The following is a 19,009-nucleotide window of genomic DNA, read 5'->3' as shown; positions in this document are numbered from 1 at the left end:
CGTATTATTTAACACATGCCAAGAACAGAAGCAGACCACGGCAAGGCCAGAATTATACCATTCAAGACCATTGCCGGAGATCGCGCTATACCACCAGTATCAGACATGGAAGTACCACCAAGTCACAATGAAGCTAATGTAGCTGCCACCGAAGGCGTAATCATATCACTGACAGAAGCCTACATCCAACGATCAGAAAGTAGCAGCCTCCTTAGTTACCAGCGCCTCAACGAAAAGTTCCGCGCCGCCACCAACCAGCTCGAAAACCTCGACGAGACTGTCGATATTTGTGATATTCTTGAGAATATTGCGAATATAGCACACTTACTCGAGAAACACCCAGAGTTTAAGCCAGACCTTTCTGTATTACGACTCGTTAATACAATCGAGAGGTCTGCTAACCAATCAGTTATTATGAATCACATCGACAATTACCCCTCATTAGTACGGCTACTTGGCTGGGCTATCAGAGGCAAATGCCACCATCCAGCAGTCGGAGAACTCGGCCATAATGCCCTGACTCTCGTATGCCAGTGTCAGCATAATGCCAAATGGGACTTCACGACCGGTGAAGTACACGAGCTTGAATAAGACAAAGTAGTGGCCAAGTCTTGCATTTATACTTAAACAATGTTATAGTATAGAACTATGAATAGAGAGACGACACCACAAGCACCACATACTACGATTATCCCTCCTGAAGAGGAGGCAACCCCCGAGAGCCAGAGTGCCAATATTTATGAACTCTGCCATGATATAGATCTCCAAACCCGCAAATATGCAGATAATCTGAGGTTGATCCGGTCAAACCTCAATATTCTGATAAAGGTAGTGCGCCGGACTGAGCAAGGGATTATCGCACGGTACACTACTAAAGATGCTGAACAGGGATTTACTAGCGATAGAGTTGGATTAGACGATGCATACGATGCACTCTGCGACTATGAACATAGCGAGGGTTTCCAAGATCAATTATACACTCTCGTTGACGCGCAAATGGAAGAAATACTATCTGGTACTAGCACTGACGAGAAGCGTCGTGAGCAACTTCACGACCTAACTAACTTGCTGCTTGATTGTAAGGGTCGCATTCAGCACACATTAGACGAATTATCAAAGCAGTCGCATAACGATTCCGAAAAATGACCCTATTGAGCCGTATATAGATTGGAGCCTCACTGAAGCCCCAGCTCACATGTTACAATAATCACGCGACCAAGCCCACCAAGACCAAAAAACGCTCAGAGGCGAATGCCACTATTCAGCGGCCGCGGAAACTCGGCCACAATGTCCTAGCCCTCGTATACAGGCCAAATATGACTTCACAAACAGTGAAGTGCACGGGCTAGAATAAGATAAAGTAATAACAAGGTATTGCATTTATATATAATCAATGTTATAGTATGAAAATATGAGTATGGAAACAATACCACAAGCATTGCCAGAAGAAACTGATAAAATACACCTCCCAGCCAGCGGCACTAGCGTTGGTGCACCGTCTGAACACGAACTTGATATAGTTACTCCGGACGAAATTGAGAAGATTAACGCTCCAGACAAGCTCAACCTGATTAGGCGGCAAATTCTAAACCCTGAACAGGGAATGCCACATCCTGTTGGCGCGGAGATTGTCATTGAAGCTATCCAAAGTACCCTCGAAAGCGAGCTAGCTGGACTACGAGGCGATGCGGCATCAAAATATCGCCTTGCACATCAAGCATTGTTAGACGAAGCAGGGCTTCCATCCCCCCTTCCGACCGTCCTTAGATTAGACAAGTCAGGGTTACTTCGTCAATTATATGACGAGGCTCTGGCTCGTATTTGCAGCATATGTGATGATAATGAATTAGATGTGTCACAAAAGCAAGCAGCCCTGGGAGCAATCGCAGACGTCATGAATAAGTTACAGAATAGTATGATGATTCTAGCAAAAGAGGAAATTGCAGCGCCAGAAGATCCCAATGAAAGACTTTTCTCGCCTCTAGATTAGATGTAACGGGACGCGGTCTAGACAGACCAATCATCTTCTAGCTAAGGCTCCAGCCTACATGCTACAATGATCAAGTGACCAAGCCCACCAAGACCAAAAAGTCATCCACTCACGCCGTCGTGAATCGCCGAGCGCGATTTGACTATGAGTTGGGCGAGGAAGTTGTGGCCGGACTGGTGCTGACGGGCATGGAAGTGCGCGCTGCCAGAGAAGGGCACGTGCAGCTAAAGGGGGCGTTCGTCAGTCTGCGAAATAGTGAATTGTGGCTAAATAACACTAGTTTTTCGCTACGGCTGAACGTTCGCGGTCAAGCCAACGCCCGCAGCATTGACACCTCGGCGCGGAAATTATTAGTCAGCAAACGCCAATTAGCGCGCTTTTCTGAGGCCAAACAGCAAGGCATGACCATCGTGCCAACCAAATTACTAACCAGCGGCAAATTCATTAAGGTAGTCATCGCCCTCGCCAAAGGTAAAAAAACCTACGACAAGCGCGAGACCATCAAGCGGCGCGATCAAGATCGCGAGACGCGGCGGCAGCTTTCTGGGCGATAACCCGACGGTATAATTTCTCTAATTTGCGGACCTGGCGGCGCTCGGTGAACGTGGCCGCTAATTTTTTGCTCTCAGCGCCAAACCTCGCTCGGCGAGCCGGCGAACGGAGCAGTGTGATGATAGCATCCGCCATACCCTTGGGCCGATTTTTTACGAAGATACCGTTCACGCCGTCACGCACTACCTCGGATACTTGCGTGTCAATGATGATAATTGGTTTGCGGGCGTGCGCCGCTTCGTGTAGCACCCAGCCCTGCGTATCCTTGAGCGACGGGAAGCAAAACACATCCAGCGCCTGATACGCTACGCCTAATTCCTCGCGCGGCAGGGCACCGGTAAAAATGATCCGATCAGCGTACTTGCTCTCGGCCGCCATCTCCTCAAGCTTTTTGCGGTACTCGAAATCGCCAACGAACAGCAATTTAGATTTGGGGCGAGCCTTGGCGACGTACTTGTCAAAGGCCTGGATCAGAATCGGTAAGTTTTTCTCTTCGCCCAGCCGCCCAATGAAGCCAAATACTTCATCAGACACCCTGAGGCCCCACTGCGCCCGAAAGGCCTTGAGCTGAGCCGCCGACGGCCGCGGCAGAGCATTGACACCATTTGGTAGCAATGTCAAATCATACAGATGATCGTCGTCCTGCCAACCACTGAGCTGGGCGACGCTTTTGCGACTGAGGGCAATGACGGCATCGGCTTTGCTGTAGAGAATAGTGATGACGCACTCGATGATGGCCCGGTTCCATTTGGTGATACCACGCGGCCGATATAGCTTGACCAGTTCAAATAAGTCACGGCCCCTGAGCTTAATCGACAGAGGTAGCACCACGCCAGCCAGCGTCAAGATCCCCGGCAGCACCGCCGGATAATGCTCAGCAAACTCGTACATGTCGGTACAGTGCTGGATGACGAGGGGAATCTGTTGCTTGTGCGCTACGCTGACGCCAACCAGCCCGATTTGCGACGGCGTAAAAATATGCACGATGTCCAGCTCCAGCTCTTTGATGCGGCGCTGCACCGCCGGCGGGAAAAACACCGACGTATCGTAATCATCAAAAAACGCACCCTTGATCGATGGAAAGCGGACGATGTGCGAATCCGGATCTTCGTTAAGCAGCTCGGCTTGCTTGGCAGGATTTATTGACTTGGCGGGGCAGAATACGTAGACGTCGTGGCCCAGCGCCTCGAGCTCACGCTTGAGCGATTCGACCACAAAAACGATGCCGTTAATCGACGGCCGATAGGTATCGGTGAATAAACCTACGCGCATACAATTCTGTCATTATATCACGAAATGGTATAATGGGGTAAGTTATGAGGAGACAGCAGCGACTGCGGATCGCATTGGTGACTGACGATTTTTATCCGGCATCCGGCGGCATCGGACGATCAATCCAGACGCAAATTAGCGAACTGGTTAGCTTGGGGCACGAGGTGACATTGCTCGCGCCGCGGTATTTTTTGGAGCGGCCAACTGGCTGCAAAACCGTTGTCGTCCCCTCATTCTACATCCCGGGCACACCCTCGCACATGTGCGTCCTCAAATGCGGCCGGCGCAGTGCACGGCGTATCTGCCTCCAGCACCGCTTTGATATCATCCACAGCCAGACGGAGCGGGGCGGCCTGATGTTGGCAGCGCGCATCGCCAAAGAGCAGGGCATCCCCCACATTCACACCTTTCACGCCAATCTCGCCGGCACTCACACGTCGCAGCCATTCGGTGCGTTTTGGGGGTCGATGGCGTATCTATTTTTGATCAATCCAATGATTTCGATGATCGCCGACAAACGACTCAACCAGCCAGTATTCTTTGCACCGAAAAGCCCCGACGCACCGGGGATCTTGGCCCGATTTGACTGGCACACCATGGCGACCGTCGCCTCGCGCGTCGATGCGTTCACCGCGCCGGCTGATTTTATGACCCAGCGAATTAGTGACTGCGCATCGTGGCTGGACGAGCGCTCGCACATCGTACCAACCGGTGTCAATCCTACTCTCAGCCACGCCATTGCCCATACAGAACGCCACCGCACCGACCGTACCATCCGCTTTTTGAGCGTCTGCCGCCTGGCACCCGAAAAGCGCGTTGACGCCATCATCCGTGCCTTTGTTCAAGCCGACCTGCCAAACGCCGAGCTGCACATCATCGGTGACGGCAAGCAGCTCAAGCTCCGACTGCTCGCCGAAAAACACCAGGGCATTATCTTTCACGGGCATGTCTCGTGCGTCAAGCAGATGGCCGAGGCATTCGTCAACGCCGACGTCTTTGTCCTGGCGTCGCACGGCTTTGACACCCAAGCCATGACCATCGGTGAAGCGGTGACTGCAGGACTGCCGATCATCTACTGCGACCCGCGGCTGACCGTCGGCACGACAAAGGATAACAGCATCCTAGCCCGCGACCCGTCAGTCGAGCAGCTGGCGGCGGCGATGCGTCAGATGGCCGACGATACACGGCGCCGTCAGATGGCCCGCGCCTCATCCCGCCTAGCGTCCGAGCTCAGCCCAGAACACATGACAAGCCAATATCTAACAATTTACCGCGACTTGATAGCACGTACGGTATAATAGGCGTATGCGATTATTTTCTTGGAACGTCAATGGCATCCGCGCCGTCATCAACAAGGGCGAGTTTGCCCGCTTCCTGCAGACGTACGATCCAGACATTATATGCCTCCAAGAAACCAAGGCCGCCCGCGACCAGGTGGAAATTGACCTGCCAGAGTATCACGAGCATTTCTATTCAGCTGCCAAAAAGGGCTATTCCGGTACGGCAATTTTCTCAAAAATCCGGCCGCTGCATTGGCGCGACGGGCTACCGCCGGCTATCATCGAGCGGTTTAATTTGACCGGCGATCAATACGGCAACCCGGCGGACGAGGGGCGCATCATCACTGCCGAGTTCGACGATTTTTGGGTAGTGACCTGTTATACGCCAAATTCGAAAGGGGATTTGAGCCGGCTGAGTCTGCGTCATGAACAATGGGATCCGGCAGTGCTAGCCTACCTGGAGGAATTGGAGCTAGTCAAGCCAGTACTATACTGCGGCGATATGAACGTGGCCCACCAAGCGATAGACCTGGCGAACCCCAAGGCCAACGTTGGCAAGCACGGCTTTACCGACGAGGAGCGGGAAGGCTTTCAGAATTACCTAGACGCTGGATTTACTGATACCTTCCGGGCAGCTTTCCCTGAGAAGACCGAAGCTTACACCTGGTGGACGCACTGGGCCAACGCCCGGGCGCGCAATGTCGGTTGGCGGATCGACTATTGGCTGGCATCGCGCGAAATCGCTGAGCGTGTCGCTAACCCACAGATTCACGCCGAACAAATGGGCAGCGACCACTGCCCGGTAAGCATTGAGGTTGAGGTATGAAAATCGCCAAACGCTCAGGGAAACGTAATCTGCTCATCGGCCTGGGTGCCGTGCTGATCATCGCCAGTAGCGCCGTAGTGACTTATTTCACCCTCCGTCATTTCAACCCACCGCACACCACCGCCCAGCAGCCAATTAGCAAGGAGCAGCCCGCGCCAGCACCCAAAGAAAAAGCTCCCGACAGCCAGAAACCTCCAGTGCCAGCTGCGCCGGGCCTTGCTCTGCCAAACGCTACGCCGATCCCCGCTCGCATTGTCAACAGTGCCGATGACGCCGATCTCTGGAAAATTGCTAACAAATCCCGAGCCTTCGCCAATCCTCGCTACCAGCCCAGCGACCTCCGCCCAGTCAGCGTGCCGACACTACCCGGCCGCAGCCAGGATGAGCGCTCGCTCCGCGCCGTCCTCATGCCTGATCTCGAGAAGTTAGTCGCCGCTGCTTGGGCCGCTGGCGTTACTCTCCGCGTTGGTTCAGGCTACCGCAGCTACGCCACCCAAGCCTCGCTCTTCGCTAGCTACGTCCGCCGGCACGGCGAGGCCGCAGCCAGCCGCTTTAGCTCCCGCCCCGGCCACAGCGAGCACCAATCAGGCCTGGCGGTTGACTTCGCTGGCGCCGACCAAACCTGTTGGGTTGATGATTGTTTCGAACGAACCGCCGCCGGTAAATGGCTCGCTGCCCACGCCCACGAATACGGTTTTATTCTGCGCTATCCGAAGGGTAAGGAAAAAATTACTGGCTATCAGTACGAGCCATGGCATTTTCGCTATGTTGGGCGGGAACTAGCGGGCGCTCTGCATCAGTCGGGCTTGACGATGGAGGAGGCTTGGTCGTATATTGAAGAGGCAATGACCAAACTCAAACAGCGAGGAACACAATAAATGAAGCACGGGGTGGGACGCGCAGTCGTGGCCATGGTTTTGGCAGCCTGGACGACACTGACACTACTGATGATCAATGGCGGCACGCAGCTCGTCAACCAAACGTCGGCGTCAGTCGCTAATTCGCCGCTGTATAATTTTCAGCCAGTCACCATCCGTCTTGACCGGACCAATCGCGACTTGACCTTTCCGTCGTGGAAGTATTTACAAACTGGGAAAATCTGGTCTTATGTGTCAGGCAAGCAGGGCATCGACCCAGCATTTGAGCCGCCGCTGACTGATATCACTGATGGTACGCCGAGCTGGATAGAGGATAAGCGCGTGCAGCCGATGGTCAAAGAACCGCTAGAACAACTACGTCAGGCCGCGGCCAAGGCTAAGCTACCGATCCTCATCTCGAGCGCCTACCGCTCCGGTACTGCCCAAGCCAAAGTCCGTACTGAAACCACCGCCAAAAACGGCGCCGCCCACACTGACGAATACGTCGCCAAGCCTGGCCACAGCGAGCATCAGCTGGGCCTAGCGGTTGACTTAACCAGCTTTTCTGAGAAATGCAAGGCCCGCTTCAGCGACTGCGCGCTTGATCCAAAAACCGCCGGCTGGCTAGCCGCCCACGCTCACGAATACGGTTTTATTCTGCGCTATCCGAAGGGTAAGGAAAAAATCACCGGTATCGCTAACGAAGCCTGGCACTTCCGCTACGTCGGAAAAGACCTGGCCAGCCTCATCCACGAATCAGGCCTGACCTTTGACGAAGTGTACCAAAACATGGTCAAATTACGCGACAATACATCAGTTGCTAAGTCATCTACTTCATGATATAGTAGGCTCATGGTAGAGCTCACCCCCCCCACGATCACTAAACTAGCTATCGAAGCGTCGCCTGGCACACGATGCCAAGAAGCGACTATTACCTTTCCTGTTAGGGATAACGAAGTGCTACTCGGCATGAAAAAGCGTGGGCATGGCGTCAATTATCTCAATGGGTTCGGTGGCAAACTTCAGCCGAGGGAGACTCCACTCGACGCCACCGTCCGTGAGCTCAAAGAAGAATCCGGTCTCGAGGCAGACCCCAGTGCTATTGAACCGACGGGCATCTTGACCGTTATGGGAAGTGGCAAGCCGATGGTCATTTACTTGTCGCGCTGCCTCAGTTGGCAGGGAACGCCCGAGGAGACAGAGGAGATGCGGCCAGCATGGTTTACTGTCGGCCATAAGCTCGCAAACGGAACACTCGTCAACCACTTGCCCCTGGAAACAATGTGGCCAAATGACAGGCTTTGGATCATCGCGGCTATCCTTGGACGCAAAGCTTGCTATGACCTCACCATAACCGACAGCCTGGCAACACTTCAGACTGCACGGCCTCACGCTGATGATCCATGGCAGCCTCATCAGCCTCGGCTACCAGAGAGCATACATCAAACCCTATCAATGCAGCGCGCCAGCTAAGTTGCCAAGAAGCCAAAAATACGAGATAATCAAGCGATGAAGCAGCAGAAATTCGCAGTTTTTGATATCGATGGTACGCTTATTCGTGGCGGGCTGTACCGGCAGTTGGTGCTTGGACTGATTGATGCTGGCGCCATCCCCGAGGTCCACGCCTCGATCATTCAGCAAAAATTGCTCAGCTGGAAACGGCGAGAGTCAAAAGACGCCTATGATGAGTACGAACTGAGTTTGGTCAACGCTATTGCCAGCTCGCTCGCTAACATCCCGACCGCAGTGTTTGACGAAGTGGCAAGTAGCATCGTCACGAAAGAGCTCGACCACGTTTACACGTACACGCGACATCGCCTGCGCGAGCTAAAGCAAGCGGGCTACTTTCTGATCGCTATCTCTGGCTCGCAGCAAGAATTAGTCGAGCCATTTGCTAAAAAATACGGCTTTGATGCCTGGGCGGCTCAGGTTTATGAACGGCAGGGCGATGCCTTTACTGGCACAATTACCGCCAAAACGTACACCAATAAAGATAAAATCCTCCAAAGAATCATCAATAAGCACGGGCTAACGCTCGCTGGCAGTTATGCCTTTGGCGACAGCGAGGGCGACCGGCACCTCCTGGCGATGGTTGAACATCCCGTCGTCTTTAACCCGACGGAAAAGCTGCTCGAAATTGCCAAAACCAACGGCTGGCCGATTGTCCTGGAGCGTAAAAGCGTGGTGTTTGAACTCGAGAAAGGCGAACATGGATACCTTTTGGCGCAAGCAGGAAAAATCTAAGCCGCTGTTTCCCGACATTGAATGGAATCGGCCAGAGCGCCGCGACCAAGCCGGGCGGCTAGGGATCGTTGGCGGTAACAAGCTCGGCTTTGCGGCGGTGGCGACCAGCTACCAGGCAGCACGTGACGCCGGGGCAGGCGAGGTGCGAGTCTTGCTACCTGACACACTGCGCCGCACCGTGCCAGCGGCGATGACCGACGTTCTATTTGCACCAACCAATCCGTCCGGCGGCCTCAGTGGCGCGGCGGCAGGCGAATTGGCCACACTTGGCGAGTGGGCTAAGGTCATACTGCTGATCGGCGACGCCAGCAAAAATAGCGAAACGGCCGCGCTGTACGAGCAGTTTGTGCGCCAGTACCACCGGCCGATCGTACTAAGCCGCGACGCCATCGACCTGGTGCAAAACAGCTTTCCCGCCATCCTCGACAATCCCCACGTCGTCTTTGTCGCCTCGTTCGCCCAAGTACAGAAACTGTTTCGCAGCGTCTACTACCCAAAAATCCTGACATTCAGCATGCAGCTGGCGCAGTTAGTCGAGGCGCTGCACAAATTCACCATCACCTATCCGGTCACATTAGCAGTTTTTCATGCCGATCAATTGGTCATCGCACGGGGCGGGGAAGTCATCACTCAAGCCTGGACCGAGCCAATGCAGCTGTGGCGCGGACAAACCGCCACGCGCGCCGCCAGCTACCTCTTATGGTCACCGGAGGCACCGCTGGCAGCCATCAGCACCAGCATGGCCGCTAGCGTATAAACCAGGGCGGTTCCCACCAGCTCTTGACGATTTATAAACTGCGCGGTATAACAAGGATAGCTATTGCCTGATTTACCATCCTGTGGCTGAATTTCCTCTGTCAGATCCAGATTTTACTCAAGAGATACAGGAACGATTTAGTAGACTGAATGACAACCCCATAAAACCAACGCAACCCGAGGAGCGTCATCTTACTATCCTAGGCGCACGAGAATACCCAAAGGTCCTACATCCATCTAGACTGCGCATTCATCTACCAGAGCAATCACAAAAGAGCCTTGAGCTCAACGTAGTTGGTGCTCGTATGTTAGGAGAGTGTGCACTCACTCTGGTATTCAACGACCTCAGCCAAACTTTACCGCGGGAAGAAAGACGACGTATCAAGCAAGCATTTATAGAAGCAGAGGCTACCACTCCTCACCATAAAAAATTCAAGCCACACGTCACCATTGCCAAGATTCCTAGAGGAGTTAGTCGACGACAAGTAATCCACTGGACAGAAAATATGCTACCAACAGACCCAACCATCATCGTTGGCGGCATCACGCAGAACAATCTCTCGGGGAGAGAATTTAACGAACAGTCCCTCATCGAGTTTGATTTTAGTAATGAGGGTCATTTTCTCGATCTACAGGTTGCTGACTGTAATGCTTCTGCCGCCACTAAAACAAAAGCCAGAGAAGAAAGGGTGCGGACATCATTCTCATTCTTAACATTAGCTTCTCGTAAGGTATTGCCATCAATAAAATTCCCGCTACAAAAACGGGAATAAAATTAAACAAACTGAGGCGACCTCTGGTACCGCGGGCCGGACTTGAACCGGCACGAGCGATTGCTCACCAGATTTTGAGTCTAGCGCGTCTACCAATTCCGCCACCGCGGCACGAGAGAACGCCCCAAGTCATCCAAGGGTAATTATACCACGGCCGCTACCACATCAGCAAGAGCCCGGACGCTTTATCTTTCCGGCGTTTTCCCGTATAATAAGAGGTGATGAATCCACATGACGATCAGTTTGGCAGGCGAGTGGGGGCGCCAATCTCGAGTCAACCTCGTCCGCTTACGCCACCACCACGTGATTATTCCGGCTCGCAAGCTGCCGCCGCCAATGTTATTCGTGATCAAATCAATGCTATTTACGGCGGTCGCGGCACCGAATCAACGCCACACACCACACCGGTGGTTCAACCGCGCCCTATAGAGCAGCCGCATCCAGAACCGACCGAGCGCACCACTGTCACGCCGCCACCGCGCACGCCAAGCCCACACGCCCTGAACACCGCGCCACCGGCAGCTCAACCGACCCAGCCGTCCGCAGCGCCAGCTCCCGCTCACATCACCGAGTCACCCCAGCCCCAACCAGGGAACAGGTCAACGGACAAGCCTACCGCCATGCCGCCAACCACACAGCCGCAACCGGCCGCCCCGGCCAAAACTCCCACTCATCAGCCGCAAATCACCGCCGATCAGTGGAAGCAGTACCACAGCTCGTGGCAAAAATATTACCAGATGCACTACGAGCGCTATTATGCCTCGCACCTTGATCAAAAGCAACAGGAATTTGACCGGCTGGTCAAGTCTGCTCGCGACGCCAACACCGCCGCCGCGCCGGCCATGACCGATATGTTGTCCGCCCAAAGCCCCATCAAGCGCCTCCGTGCCCAGATCCAGCAGACCGTCCGCGACAAGGCCAAAAAAGTCACCAAGTCACGCCACTTCATCCCAGCACTGGCGGGCGTATTGGTGCTGCTAGCGTTCGTCTTTTTGCAGTACAACCGCGTTCTGTTTGGCATCGCCGCTGCCTACACCACCCCAGGCAATGTTGATCCACAAAACATCATTGTCAATCCAGCAAGCAACGCCGCTGTCGGCCCCGACCCACGGCTGATCATCCCCAAGCTCAACGTTGATGTACCGGTCATTTATGGCGTTAACGCGGCCGACCATAACGCTCAAATGAAAGCAATGGAGAAGGGTGCTGCTCACTTCGCGATCGCTGGCGCTAACGCCGTGCCTGGCCAAGTTGGTAATGCCGTCTTCTCGGCACACTCTTCTAACGATGCCTTCGCTGCCGGTGACTATAAGTTTGTCTTTGCCCAAAACGAAAAGCTGGTCAAAGACGACATCATCTACATGCACTACCAGGGCAAGCGCTACACCTACGCCGTCACCAAGAAAGAAGTTGTCCTGCCAAACGAGGTCAGCCGCATCCAGATCCAGACCGACAAGCCGATACTCACCCTGATCAGCTGCGTGCCGCTCGGCACCGCCGAAAAACGCCTCTTGGTCTTTGCCGAGCAAATCAGCCCCGACCCATCTGGCGCTACCAAATCGACCGAGCCAGTCACCACGCAGTCCGGCGCTATCCCGGGCAAGCCGTCGCCAACACTGCTTGAGCGATTATTCGGCGCTAAAGAATAAAAGACTACAAAAGATCAAAGGGTCAAAGGCGAGCAATCAGAAGATGGCGTTAGTTAGCGCTTGATCGTCATTCGCAGTCGTGACATTGTCACCGCACCATTGTCGGCTCGGCGAAAGGCATATAGCCAGTCGCCGTCGTGCGATAGTGACGCATCAAACCCTTCGCTGGCCTCGAGCATCGTTGACTGATTAGCGCCGTCAAATTCGCGCATCACCACCTTGCCGCCCTCAACACTCCACACGTGATAATCATCCAGCCAATCAAGCACCGTTCCCGTCGGCAGCGCCGTATCGTGCGACACCGATTGCCGCTCAATATCATAGCTCATAAAGCCAGCCCCCGTTCGCATCAAGACAAACCGCCCAGTACCGCTTAGATCTAGTTCAGTCAGTTGCTCGCCGGCGGTGATCGACTTGACGCGGCTGAGTAATTTTGATGCCGACGAGCTCGACCCGTCCAGCGCCGCGCCCATGTGCAGCGTCACGGCTGAGCCAACGCCAACCACCAGTACGTCTTTATTATCATAGCGCGAAAACTTAATCATCAACGGCGTCGAAGCCTCCGCCTCAGTCTGTCGTCGCACGACCACTGGCTCAGTCCAACCCTTGCGCCAAATGCCCGCCAGCTGCAGCTTGCTCGTGCCATTCGTCCCGACGTAGGTGATATAATCCGTGCCATACACCGAGAATGACTGTACATGACTGATCAGCGGCGCAGAAATCGTCGCTGCGTTCAGGTCCGCTCGCCGCAGTTCGCCGCTCGACTGCAGTACATAGAGTTCATTGCCGCTCTCACCAAGGAAGCGCACGTCTTTTAGTTCCAGCCCGATCACTTTCGCGATATCAACCACTGTTTTATTCTCGCGGTCGACCTTCAGCCACTGGACTTTTTCGCCTTGGCCTTCGACCACGTAGGTGTGTTTGAGAATGGCGTAGCGATTACCGGAATCCCACTCAACAATCTTAAACGTGTGCGCCGTCGCTTGGCCGCCGTAACCTGCCACCACCGACGTATCCAGTGTCACCTCGTTAAACTTTGGCTTATCCGAATCGCGCAAATCGCCCCAGACGATCTTCGGCGCATCGGTCGCTTGCATCACACCCAGCATGAACCGCCAATTTGGCGAAAATCGTACTGAGGCCAGCGACGAAAATTCCTTGACCGAGCTCACCACCCGCTCACTCGGCACTAGCCGCGCGTATGATAGCCAGGTCAGTGTCCCGGCCTTGACCTCGACAACTTTGCGCCACTCGTCATAGCCATCCAACCGCATGGAAAATTGATGCTGCCCCTCGGGAAGCATGCCCTTGATATGTGTCTTGCCAAGCTCCATGCCATCGACAAACACCCGTGCGCCTTGCGGCCGCGAATCATACTGCACCAGCGCCCGCTGCTCAACCGTCTGCGTCTTGAGATCCAGCTGATAGCCAAGCGTATGAAAAATCAAAATAAATGCCAGCGTACACACCGCCAGTACCATAATTGTGTAGATCAGCGTCCTGCGAGCAAGTTCTAGGCCGCGCTTTTGCTTCCGATACATCATGAGAGATTATACCACATTTCGCCCCTTGCAAAAAGCATGTCCTCTTTGTACAATAAAATATAAGCATTAGGAATACGAGGGGTTCATGAACAAACAAATCATCCATAAAACCGTCCACAAAACTGCCGGCCAAAAATCAACGACGCTCAGTCGCCGTCACGTCGCCGCGCCATCGCACGCCAAGCGTCGCCTGGCCAGCCGCCCCGACATTACGCGCGACACCTCCGTCCCGATAAGTGTCCATGTCAATAAATTTGCACCGTCCGCGCCAAGCGTCCTGCCACAACCAACTAAGCGCGATCGTCCAGCCGAACCACACCCGACCGTTGTGCGTGCCCAAGCTCGCATTGCCCAGCAACCTCAGACCGTCCGGACTACGACTCGCCACGTCCCGGCCACACCGCCTCATCACTCGACGCGTATTATCAAGCCAAACCACCTGCCGGCCAAACAACACACTGCCGCCCTCGCACCCAAGCCAGCCGCCGTTCTCAAAAACGAGGCCATCACCGAAGCACTGCAGCGCGCCACTACTCCAGAAAAAGCGCCACGCCGCAGCAAAAAACCAAAGAACCGCATCGGTCGCTGGCTGCAAATCGCCTCTGTCGGCTTGGCCATCATGCTGATCGGCGGCTACTTTACCTACCTCGGCATGCCTAACATCTCCACCCGTATCGCCGCCATCCAATCTGGTGTTAACGCCAAATACCCCGGCTATCGACCGACCGGCTATGCCCTCAGCGGCCCGATTACCTTCAAGAGCGGGGAAGTCCGCATGAAATTCGCCTACGCTGACGACGGCCAGTCCTACACCATCACTCAGCAAAAAAGCTCGCTCAATTCCGCCGCCCTCAAAGAGACCCTGACCGCTGACGGCGGCGACGTCCAAACCACCACTGCTGGCGGTCTGACTATTTACAGCACCGACCGGACGGCCACCTGGATTAATGGCGGCGTCCTCTACCAAATCACCCTCGGCGGGGCACTGTCAAGCGAGCAAGTCACCAAAATCGCCACTAGTTTATAATCACCCCCGCAAGCACCGCAGGCACCCCTCACGTTTACCAGTACTGCAGCCTCGTGCTATAATCACCCCATGACTACACGCACTCGTTTCGCACCCTCGCCAACAGGGTTCTTGCACGTTGGCGGTATTCGCACCGCACTATTTGCTTTTCTCGTCGCCCGGCAGGCCGGTGGGCAATTTATCCTGCGCCTCGAGGACACTGACAAGGTTCGCGAAGTTGCCGGCAGCCGCGAGCATCTGATCGCCAGCCTCAAGGCCCTGCACCTCGACTACGACGAAGGGCCAGACATTGGTGGGCCACACGGACCGTACGTCCAAAGCCAGCGGCTTGAGCATTACCGCCAGTGGACACAAACATTAATCGACGCTGGCCGCGCCTACGCCGATCCGTACACGCCCGAGCAAATTCAAGCCTTTCGCGACACCGCCCAGGCCGAGAAGCGTGCCTTTCGCTACCGCGACCATCGCCCCGACAATCCACCAGCTTGGGATGGCACCACGCCGCTGCGGTTCAAGGCTGAGCCCAAAAGCTACACCTACCACGACGAGGTCATGGGTGACGTCACCACCAGCCCCGAGGTCGTTGACGACTTCATCCTCATCAAGTCTGACGGCTACCCGACCTACAATTTTGCCCACATCATCGACGACGCCGAGATGAATATCACCCACGTCATTCGCGGCCAAGAGTTCATCTCGAGCATGCCAAATTATCTGGCACTCTACGAAGCACTCGGCTTGCCGCGGCCGGTTTTCGCACATCTGCCTCATATCATGAACGAGCAGGGCAACAAGAAATTAGGCAAGCGCGACGGCGCCAAAGACGTGCTGGATTATATCCGTGACGGCTATCTACCAGAGGCGCTGGATAGCTTTATCGCCACCATGGGCTGGAACGATGGCACCGAGCAAGAGACCTTCACCATGAGCGAATTGACCGCCAAATTCAGCCTCAGCCGCGTGCAGCGCTCGGGCGCTCGCTTTGACGAAAAGCGGCTGCTGTGGACGAATGGACAGTTTATCCGCTCGCTCGCGCTGGATGATTTAGCCGAGCGGGTCAATGATTTTTGGCCGGACAGTGCCGCCGGAGCGGACGAGGGGTATCGCCGGCACGTCCTAGCGCTGGCGCAAGACCGCGTAAAAACCCTGCGTGACCTCGGTGGATTTGGCTACTTTTTTGCGGAGCCCGAGATCAACCTGGAACTTATTGACGGCAACAAGCAGCTCAAGAAGTTATCTGAGAGCGAACGGCGCAGGCTGCTAGAGACTGCCCACCACGAACTCACCACGCTCACCGATTGGACACCAGACACAATTCAAACTCGGCTAAACGAACTGCTGGAAATCACCGGCCAAAAGCCCGGCATTCTCTTTAGTCTCATCCGCATCGCCATCACCTGGGCGCCGTTCAGCCCGCAGCTGAATGATACACTGGCACTGATTGGCCGCGAGCGCACGCTGGCGCGGCTTGAGCGGGGAATTACCGCGTTCTCGGTGGGCGTGAGTCTATCATAATTGCTACGCCATAGACACCAACCGGCCAGCACATCGCTCCGTTTACCGGACACGCCGCTTATGCTATACTAAACCCATGCACATCAAGAATCCTCGCCCAGCCACCGCGGCCCAAAAACCGACGGTAAAATCAGCTAAACTTGAGCCGGCATCACCAAACGCCCCGGCCAAAAAACGCTCGCTTGCCCAGTGGTGTAAAAAGCACTTGTGGGCGATTGTCCTCATCACCGCCTCGCTGGTTATCGCCGGTATTTTCATCGTCGCTATCAATTCTGTCCAGCACGACGGTGGTCTGCCGTTTTTCGCCGCTAAGAAAAAGCCAACCAAATTCTACTCACCACTCACCGGCCTTGAAGTCGCTGATGAAGCAGCCACCAAGCAGCCCGTCACCGCCGTCATGATCGAGAACAGCCCCGACGCTCGCCCGCAGTCCGGCCTTTCGGGAGCCGGCATCGTCTACGAGGCGGTTGCCGAGGGCGGCATCACCCGCTTTCTCGCCGTTTATCAGGGCGCCAAGCCCGGCCTCATCGGCCCAGTTCGTAGCCTCCGCCTCTATTACCTCAGCTGGGGCGCACAGTATCAAGCCTCCATCGCCCACGTCGGCGGCAGCCCGAACGCTCTCGATACCGTTCGCAGCGGCAGTTACCGCGACATCGACCAGTTCTTTAACGGCGGCAGTTATTGGCGAGTTAGCGACCGCCGTGCCCCACACAATGTCTACACATCCGGTGAGAAACTTGATGCCCTCAACGCCAGCAAGGGCTTTAAAGAATCATCATTTACCGGCTTCAAGCGTGGCGATGGCAAACCGGCCGAAACACCGAACGCCACTACCATCCAGCTCAATTTTAGCAGCGGCACCTACAACACCGCCTATGCTTATGACAAAACGACCAACACCTACAAACGCTCGCTAGCTGGCGCACCGCACGCCGACCGGGAAGGCGGCCAGATCGCCCCGCGCGTTGTCATCGCCCTCGAAGCGCCCGTCGAGCGACGCGTCGGTCCGGACGGCTACGAGGACACTGTCACCATTGGCTCAGGCAAGGCAACCGTCTTCCAAAACGGTACTGCTACCGCCATCACCTGGAAGAAAGACAGTCTCACCGCACCGCTCAAACTGCTTGACGAAAACGGCAAAGACTTTACCCTGAATCGCGGCCAAACATGGATCGGCGTCTTTACGCCCGGGCGGGGATCCGTCACGTGGCGATGACAGCTGGCGGCACATCGATCTGTAACTTTCGACGATATCACCGGCGCATGTTGTTCGCTTGTGCACTAGCCGGGCAGATGGCGGTGGCGCTCATCGGCGGTGTCGTCCTTAGTATCACTGGTACTACTTCATGGAATCACCCAGCGTTCTGGTTAATTACTGGTACGATTTTCATCGTCGGCAGTCTTTTTTCGACCATGTTGATCATTATTGCCGGCCGGCCGCTTGATGATATCTTGACTGCGCTGATCCATAAACGCGGCGAGCGCACCACCACGCCGCTACCAAATCCAAACGCCGAGCAGCACGCCAAGACCGGCTTCAAGACCGTCCTTGAACTTATCTACGACGAGCCGACTCAACCCGCACCACCGCCAAGCCCCGACGCGCTACTAACCCAAGCGCTCAATCACACCAGCTGTGGCATCGTCGTCCTCGATCCCACCAAACGTATCATCTCCGCTAACAAGGCCGCACCAATTGCCACTGACGCCGACGGCCAGCCGTATCTGGCGCTGGATTTTCTCAACGAGCAGTCGCTCGACGCCTGGCTCAGCGACGCCGACGCCCGCCAGCTCTCCGCCGAGCGTACCTGGCGCCATGTCGCCACTACCAACGGTGCCTTCAAAAAAACTCGCTTCTTTGACATCATCGCCTCCTACCAAAAAGACGCACCCGGCGAGACCGTCATCGTCCTCATCGACCGCTCAGCCCAGTATCTGCCCGAGGAAGAAGACCTCAATTTCATCTCCTTCGCCGCCCACGAACTCCGCGGCCCAATCACCATCATCCGCGGTTATCTCGATGTCCTCGCCGAGGAGCTAGCCGGCCGCCTGAAAGGTGACGAGCCACAGCTACTGGCGCGGCTGACGGTTTCCGCTAACCGCCTGTCTGGCTATATCAATAACATCCTCAACGTCGCCAAGTTCGACCGCCACCACCTCAGTATCCACCTTGCCGAGGATTCGCTCGCTGACATCTATGGTTCAATCGCCGACGACATGCAACTGCGCGCATCGACGCAGCACCGCTTGCTCAACATCAGCATACCAAGTGATCTGCCAACCGTCGCCGCCGACCGCTCCAGTATCAGCGAGGTCATCTCTAACCTCATCGACAACGCCATCAAATACAGTTTCGAGGGCGGCACTGTCTCTGTCAGCGCCGAACAAAAGGGCGATGTTATTGAAGTCTCCGTCGCTGACAATGGCGTCGGCATGCCGCCGAGCGTCGTCAAAAATCTATTTCACAAATTCTACCGCTCGCACCGCAGCCGCGAAACCGTCTCTGGCACCGGCATCGGCCTCTACATCTGCAAGGCCTTTATCGAGAGTCACGGCGGCCACATCACCGCGCGCTCCAAGGAAAACGAAGGCTCAGTCTTTTCGTTTACCGTGCCGGTGTACGCCGCCGTCAAGGATAAACTGCTCGAGGACGGACAGCTCAATCGCAATCTGATCCGCCAGGGCGGTGGCTGGATAAAAAATCACGCTATGTATCGAGGATAA

At 55.2% G+C, this 19,009-nt stretch carries 19 protein-coding genes and 1 tRNA gene; 17 read left to right on the top strand and 3 right to left on the bottom strand.

Annotation, left to right across the window (positions count from 1 at the left end; all coding sequences use genetic code 11):
- Positions 1 to 15 precede the first annotated feature (15 nt).
- The 4 genes from FBF24_01780 (at position 16) to smpB (ending at position 2,544) form a co-directional block, all read left to right on the top strand.
- Entirely contained in the window at positions 16 to 591 is a 576-nt protein-coding gene (locus FBF24_01780) for a hypothetical protein (protein QCT40619.1), read from the top strand.
- Positions 592 to 648: 57 nt separating this feature from the next.
- Positions 649 to 1,146 (top strand): hypothetical protein, encoded by a 498-nt coding sequence (locus FBF24_01775; GenBank protein ID QCT40618.1) that lies wholly within the window; start codon positions 649 to 651, stop codon positions 1,144 to 1,146.
- Positions 1,147 to 1,417: 271 nt separating this feature from the next.
- Positions 1,418 to 1,990 carry a hypothetical protein gene (locus FBF24_01770; protein ID QCT40617.1) on the top strand — a complete coding sequence of 191 codons (573 nt, stop codon included), beginning with the start codon at positions 1,418 to 1,420 and terminating at the stop codon, positions 1,988 to 1,990.
- A gap of 74 nt (positions 1,991 to 2,064) precedes the next feature.
- Positions 2,065 to 2,544, top strand: coding sequence for an SsrA-binding protein SmpB (gene smpB / locus FBF24_01765; GenBank protein QCT40616.1), 480 nt, complete (start codon positions 2,065 to 2,067; stop codon positions 2,542 to 2,544).
- Here the strand turns inward: smpB and FBF24_01760 are convergent.
- A complete protein-coding gene (locus FBF24_01760) occupies positions 2,492 to 3,814 on the bottom strand; it encodes a glycosyltransferase family 4 protein (protein ID QCT40615.1) in 1,323 nt (440 codons plus the stop codon). The two genes, smpB and FBF24_01760, sit on opposite strands and share 53 nt — an antisense overlap.
- Positions 3,815 to 3,858: 44 nt before the next feature.
- On the opposite strand from FBF24_01760, the gene FBF24_01755 reads away from it, so the two are divergent.
- The 8 genes from FBF24_01755 to FBF24_01720 all read left to right on the top strand — a co-directional run bounded on the left by FBF24_01755 (position 3,859) and on the right by FBF24_01720 (position 10,550).
- Positions 3,859 to 5,112, top strand: a complete 1,254-nt coding sequence (locus FBF24_01755) for a glycosyltransferase family 4 protein (GenBank protein QCT40614.1) — start codon at positions 3,859 to 3,861, stop codon at positions 5,110 to 5,112.
- Positions 5,113 to 5,119: 7 nt separating this feature from the next.
- The gene (gene xth / locus FBF24_01750; protein QCT40613.1) at positions 5,120 to 5,920 is read left to right on the top strand and encodes an exodeoxyribonuclease III; all 801 of its coding nucleotides are present in this window, start codon (positions 5,120 to 5,122) and stop codon (positions 5,918 to 5,920) included.
- Positions 5,917 to 6,798, top strand: a complete 882-nt coding sequence (locus FBF24_01745; GenBank protein QCT40612.1) for a D-alanyl-D-alanine carboxypeptidase family protein — start codon at positions 5,917 to 5,919, stop codon at positions 6,796 to 6,798. Before xth ends, FBF24_01745 begins: the two co-directional genes overlap by 4 nt.
- A complete protein-coding gene (locus tag FBF24_01740; GenBank protein QCT40611.1) occupies positions 6,799 to 7,617 on the top strand; it encodes a D-alanyl-D-alanine carboxypeptidase family protein in 819 nt (272 codons plus the stop codon).
- Between the two features lie 12 nt (positions 7,618 to 7,629).
- The gene (locus FBF24_01735) at positions 7,630 to 8,250 is read left to right on the top strand and encodes an NUDIX domain-containing protein (protein QCT40610.1); all 621 of its coding nucleotides are present in this window, start codon (positions 7,630 to 7,632) and stop codon (positions 8,248 to 8,250) included.
- Positions 8,251 to 8,286: 36 nt separating this feature from the next.
- Positions 8,287 to 9,021, top strand: a complete 735-nt coding sequence (locus tag FBF24_01730) for an HAD-IB family hydrolase (GenBank protein QCT40609.1) — start codon at positions 8,287 to 8,289, stop codon at positions 9,019 to 9,021.
- Positions 8,987 to 9,778, top strand: coding sequence for a hypothetical protein (locus FBF24_01725; protein QCT40608.1), 792 nt, complete (start codon positions 8,987 to 8,989; stop codon positions 9,776 to 9,778). The genes FBF24_01730 and FBF24_01725 overlap by 35 nt, the downstream gene beginning before the upstream one ends.
- A 304-nt stretch (positions 9,779 to 10,082) precedes the next feature.
- Entirely contained in the window at positions 10,083 to 10,550 is a 468-nt protein-coding gene (locus FBF24_01720) for a hypothetical protein (protein ID QCT40607.1), read from the top strand.
- A 24-nt stretch (positions 10,551 to 10,574) separates the two neighbouring features.
- Here FBF24_01720 and FBF24_01715 read toward each other — a convergent pair.
- Positions 10,575 to 10,661 (bottom strand) — tRNA-Leu (locus tag FBF24_01715).
- A 110-nt stretch (positions 10,662 to 10,771) separates the two neighbouring features.
- Here FBF24_01715 and FBF24_01710 point away from each other — a divergent pair.
- Complete coding sequence (locus FBF24_01710) at positions 10,772 to 12,199, top strand: sortase (GenBank protein ID QCT40606.1); 1,428 nt, start codon at positions 10,772 to 10,774, stop codon at positions 12,197 to 12,199.
- Between the two features lie 53 nt (positions 12,200 to 12,252).
- Here the strand turns inward: FBF24_01710 and FBF24_01705 are convergent, their stop codons facing one another.
- Positions 12,253 to 13,743 carry a PEGA domain-containing protein gene (locus tag FBF24_01705; GenBank protein ID QCT40605.1) on the bottom strand — a complete coding sequence of 497 codons (1,491 nt, stop codon included), beginning with the start codon at positions 13,741 to 13,743 and terminating at the stop codon, positions 12,253 to 12,255.
- A gap of 85 nt (positions 13,744 to 13,828) precedes the next feature.
- On the opposite strand from FBF24_01705, the gene FBF24_01700 reads away from it, so the two are divergent.
- From FBF24_01700 to FBF24_01685, 4 genes are all read left to right on the top strand, one after another.
- Positions 13,829 to 14,770 carry a DUF4367 domain-containing protein gene (locus tag FBF24_01700; protein ID QCT40604.1) on the top strand — a complete coding sequence of 314 codons (942 nt, stop codon included), beginning with the start codon at positions 13,829 to 13,831 and terminating at the stop codon, positions 14,768 to 14,770.
- Between the two features lie 69 nt (positions 14,771 to 14,839).
- Positions 14,840 to 16,285: a glutamate--tRNA ligase gene (locus tag FBF24_01695; protein QCT40603.1), complete on the top strand. Its 1,446-nt coding sequence runs from the start codon at positions 14,840 to 14,842 to the stop codon at positions 16,283 to 16,285.
- A 76-nt stretch (positions 16,286 to 16,361) separates the two neighbouring features.
- Positions 16,362 to 17,501, top strand: coding sequence for a DUF3048 domain-containing protein (locus tag FBF24_01690; protein QCT40602.1), 1,140 nt, complete (start codon positions 16,362 to 16,364; stop codon positions 17,499 to 17,501).
- The gene (locus FBF24_01685; protein ID QCT40601.1) at positions 17,453 to 19,009 is read left to right on the top strand and encodes a HAMP domain-containing histidine kinase; all 1,557 of its coding nucleotides are present in this window, start codon (positions 17,453 to 17,455) and stop codon (positions 19,007 to 19,009) included. Before FBF24_01690 ends, FBF24_01685 begins: the two co-directional genes overlap by 49 nt.

It is taken from the genome of Candidatus Saccharibacteria bacterium oral taxon 488 (assembly GCA_005697215.1).
In the GTDB taxonomy this organism is placed as follows: Bacteria; Patescibacteriota; Saccharimonadia; order Saccharimonadales; family Saccharimonadaceae; genus Nanosynbacter.
The sequence above is the reverse complement of the archived record's forward strand: the minus strand, read 5'-3'. Positions and strand labels throughout refer to the sequence as shown.